Raw genomic sequence first — 4,406 nt, 5'->3', positions numbered from 1 at the left:
ACCACTTGTAGACCGCCGGAATAACTAACAACGTTAGAACGGTGGAACTGAACAATCCTCCGACCACGACCGTGGCCAGTGGGGCCTGCACTTCGCTGCCGGCGCCGGTGGCATAGAGCAACGGGATTAGTCCAAATGCGGTAGTCAACGCCGTCATCAGTACGGGTCGTAGGCGCATGCACGCACCCTGAACGCTCGCCTCATCGATCGATTTACCGTCGGCGACCAAGCGGTTGAGATAGGTGACAAGTACCATACCGTTCTCGAGAGCGATGCCGAATAACGCGATGAAGCCTACGGAGGCCGGCACAGAGAGATTGAGATCCGCCAACCACAGCGCCACCACACCTCCCACCAGCGCCAGAGGAATGTTGAGCATGATCAGCATAGAGGCTCGCAGTGAGCCGAAATTCATGAACAAGAGCAAAAACACAAGCCCCAGCGTCACCGGTACCACGATGGCAAGCCGCTGGTTCGCTTCCTGCTGCAGCTCGAACTGGCCGCCCCACTCAATAAGGTAGCCGGACGGCAGATCAACGGCTTCGGTAATGCGCCCCTGGCCCTCGGTGACGAAGGAGCCAATGTCGCGACCCCGCACGTTGGTTTGGATCGTGATGAACCGCTGGGTGTTCTCCCGCGTGATTTGCCGTGGGCCGACGATCTCCGCTACCTCGGCTACCTGTCGCAGCGGAATGAGCAACCCGGACGGCGTGTTGATGACCAGCTCGCGGATGGCTTCGGGTGTCGCTCGAGCCGCTTCATCGTAACGCACGAGGATGTCGAAGCGCCTCACACCCTCAAAGACCTGTCCGGCCGTCTCGCCGCCGATGGCTGTGCGCACGGCCGATTGAACGTCCTCAATATTGAGTCCGTACCGGGAGATTTGTCCACGGTCGACCCGGATTTGGAGTTGCGGCGTCCCCGTCACTTGATCCTTCTGCACATCCGCCGCACCCGGCATATTCCGTACGACACGCTCGATTTCCCCGGCCTTGTTCACCAACACGTCTTGGTCTTCACCGAACAACTTGATAGCGAGTTCGGCTTTGGTACCGGTGAGAAGTTCGTCGACGGCCGCGGCGATCGGCTGTGTAAAGTTGAACTTGGCGCCCGGGAAGTCCTCGAAGGCCTTGCTCATCGCGGCGAACAGCTCTTCCGGCGTTCGGTCGCTCAGCCACTCCTCCCTCGGTTTCAAGCCGACGAAAGCCTCCGCGTTGTTCACCGGGTCTGCGTGAGCGCCGACCTCACCACGCCCGACGCGCGTCACTACCTGCTCAACCTCTGGAAATTCGTCGAGCAGCTGGTGCTCGAACTGTGTGACGCTATCGCGGGCTTCCTCCAGAGCGATGGAGGGTGCCATGGTGATGCGGACAAGAAGGTCCCCCTCGTTCAGCCGAGGAACGAACTCGGAGCCGAGCCGAGGGAAAATGACGAGTCCGATTGCGAGCATGGTGATGCCAAGTCCGACGGCCAGGCGCCTTCTTCGCACGAACAGGCCGATGATCGGGCGATAGGCGCCGATCAGGCCGTTGACCAACCTATCCGCGATGCCGGGCTTGTCGCCTTCCTTAGCGCTCGGTCGCTTGATCAGCATCTCCGACAGGACAGGCGCTACGAATATGGCGAACAACAGCGACCCCAGCATCGCCAGTGACACGGTGAAGGCTAGCGGGCGAAACGTCTTCCCTTCATAACCTTGCAAGGTGAAAAGCGGCAGGAACACCACGATGATGATCAGGATGGCGAAGGCTATCGGCCGCACGACTTCAGCGCATGCACGTGCCACGATCTCGCGCTTGGAAAGCGCCGGATGCTTGCCTCTGAGATAACGGTCGACGTTCTCGACTATGACGATGGCACCATCGACCATGATGCCGATGGCGATGGCAATGCCCCCTAGGGACATGAGGTTCGCCGACAAGCCCGTGGCCCGCATGACGATAAAGGCCACGCAGATCGAAAATGGAATGGCAAAGGCGACGACCAGGCTGGGCCGCAAGCCGCCCATGAAGGCGAGCAGCACTACGATCACCAGAATGACTCCTTGGACCAACGCACCGTTCACCGTCTCCACGCTGCGTAGGACGAGCTTGGACTGATCGTAGTAGGGCGCAACGCGTACCCCATCGGGGAGCGCATCATTGATCTTATCGAGACGTTCCTTGACGTCGGCGATTACCTTTGACGTATTGGTCCCGATGAGCTTGAGCACGAGTCCCACAACGATCTCGCCCTCTGCATCCTTGGTGGCCAGGCCCTGGCGCACTTCACCACCGATCTTCACGACGCCGATGTCGCGCACCTTGACTGGCACCCCATCGCTGACCTTCAAGATCGTGTCCTCGATATCGGCGATGCCGCTCGCCAGGCCGATCGAGCGTACAAGATACTGTTCGGAGTTCTTGACTATGTACTGAGCGCCAGCATTTCCATTGTTGGCTTTTACCGCGTCCACCACGTCGCCGATGCCGAGCCGATAGCGCAGCAACGCTTGCGGATTGACCTGAACCTGAAACTGCTTGACCTCACCGCCTAGCGATAAGACCTCGGTGACCCCGGGCACGGTCTGGAGGTTGAACTTGACGATCCAATCTTGAATCTCGCGCATCTCCTCTGGCGTGCGCCCGCCTGTAGTGTCCTCCACGTAGTAGAAGAGAATCTGCCCGAGGCCCGTACTAATTGGCCCCATCTCGGGCTCGCCAAAGCCGTCTGGAATCTCTTCGCGCGCGGTCTGAAGACGCTCACCCACCAGTTGACGTGCAAAGTAAATGTCCGTCGAGTCCTCGAAATAGACATTCACTACCGAGAGGCCGAAGTTCGAGACCGAACGAATTGTCTTGAGGCCCGGTAGGCCATTCATGGCCACCTCAATCGGGTATGTGACGAAGCGTTCGACCTCTTCGGGCGCGAGCCCCTCCGTCTCGGTAAAAACCTGAACAAGCGTCGGTGAAACGTCGGGAAAAGCGTCCACAGGTAGATGGCGGTAGCTCTGGTAGCCCGCCACCAGGACGCCAACCGCGATGATGCAGATCAGCAGGCGCTGCCGGAGAATAGCTTCGAGTAAGTATTGCATTGTCGGTGGTGACACTAGTGGTTATGACCGTCGTCAAAATCTGACTTGGCAAGCTGAGACTTCACGACGAAGGCACCCTCGGTCACGACCGTATCGCCGGTCTTCAGCCCGGCCAGTACCTCGACATAGTTGCCGTTGTGGCGCCCCAGCGTAACTGGCTGAGGTCTCAGCTTTCCGTCCTCGCCCCTCACGAACACAACATCTTGCCCTTCATGGACTTGCAGTGCCGTGGCCGGGACGCGCAGATCAGCAGGTTCATCGGCGACGGCGATACGAGCGGTGACGAACATGCCGGGCCGAAGACTCATTGCCGTATTTTCAAGAACGACACGGGCATTTGCAGTGCGGGTTTCCTCCGAGACGTCAGGGGCAACGAAGGCGATGGAGCTGTCTGCCTCAACCCCGCCATCGGTGATGATCGTCACTGTCTGCCCCGCCTCGACACGCTCCAGATCGTGGGCGTAGATGCTGATGTCCACCCACACGATAGAAACGTCGGCGATGATGAAGGCCTCGCGGTTGGTGGGAACCATTTCGCCGCGCGTCAGGTGGCGCGTCACCACGGTACCGCTAAGGGGCGCGCGCATAACATATTTGGTGAGGTCGACGTCAACCTGTTCGGCGATCTCCTTCAGGCGCTCTTTACTGATACCGAGCGCCAGCAATTTCTGGCGAGCGCTGCGCAGGTTGATCCGTGCCTCGGCGAAGTCGGTCTTCGCTGCGAGGTGGGTCCGTTCGGAGACAATCCGTTTATCGATCAGCGATTCGGCTCGGCCGAAGTTCTCTTCGGCAAGCGCCAAGCGTTCGAGGCTGGCCAAATACGATGCCTTGGCATCAGCGAGTTCGCGACTCTCCAGCACCGCGAGCCTGTCGCCCTCGGCTACTTCATCGCCCTCGGCCGCCTCGATCGTACGGGCGATACCAGCCACGCGCGGCACCACATGCGCCAACCTATTCTCATCAAATAAAACTTCGGCCGGACGCTCAATGGTGACCGGGATCGGCCCGCCCGCGACTGAGGCCGTGCGGACATTGAACCTGTCCATCTGAGCCTTGGTCATGTCGACGCTGGCGTGATCATCGTGACCCTCATGGCTTGAGTGGTCATCGTGTTCGTGCCCCTCATCCGAGCTGTCGTCCTGATTCGAGTGGTCGCGCTCATCTTTGGCGTCGTGACCATGATCTTTGTGGTCATGCCCGGCATGGTCGTCATGCACGTCGGTGCCGTGAGCATCGTGATCGTGGGTGGCGTGGTCGTCCTGTGCTTCGGCTATGGTTACGCTCGAGGGACTTTGAATTTCAGCCCCGACCGGGCTTACAGCAAGGCTCATTG

2 protein-coding genes are annotated in these 4,406 nt (G+C 59.6%); both read right to left on the bottom strand.

The window, feature by feature from the left end; all coding sequences use genetic code 11:
* On the bottom strand, positions 1-3,073 hold a 3,073-nt coding region (locus tag WBQ77_RS12250; RefSeq protein WP_424060467.1), incomplete at its 3' end, for an efflux RND transporter permease subunit.
* 14 nt (positions 3,074-3,087) lie between these two features.
* On the bottom strand, positions 3,088-4,406 hold a 1,319-nt coding region (locus tag WBQ77_RS12245), incomplete at its 5' end, for an efflux RND transporter periplasmic adaptor subunit (protein WP_424060466.1).

The sequence above is a fragment of the Methyloceanibacter sp. genome (genome assembly GCF_049590335.1).
GTDB lineage: Bacteria > Pseudomonadota > Alphaproteobacteria > Rhizobiales > Methyloligellaceae > Methyloceanibacter.
The sequence above is the reverse complement of the archived record's forward strand: the minus strand, read 5'-3'. Positions and strand labels throughout refer to the sequence as shown.